The 226-nt window shown below is 76.5% G+C and carries 1 protein-coding gene; it reads right to left on the bottom strand.

What is annotated here, in order from left to right; all coding sequences use genetic code 11:
- Nucleotides 1-226, bottom strand: a 226-nt coding sequence (locus HO151_RS05850) for a condensation domain-containing protein (protein WP_173895032.1), incomplete at both ends; no start/stop codon positions are given.

Genomic DNA, 226 nt, shown 5'->3' with positions numbered 1-226 from the left:
GTCCGGTCCGGTGGAGAAGCGTGAGCGCAGTGCGTCGTGGTGCGCGACGAGGTCGTTGAGGGCGTCCTCCAGCGCCGTCGCGTCCAGGTCGTCCGGGACCCGGAACGACAGGGTCTGGGCGAAACGGCCCGCGCGTTCGGCCGCGCTGTCGAACAGCCAGCGCTGGATGGGGGTCAGCGGCGCGGCACCGGTGGCGGGCACCGCGGCCGGGGCGGCGGGCCGGCGG

The organism is Streptomyces sp. 8P21H-1 (assembly GCF_013302945.1).
This window is presented reverse-complemented; position numbering and strand designations above follow the sequence as displayed.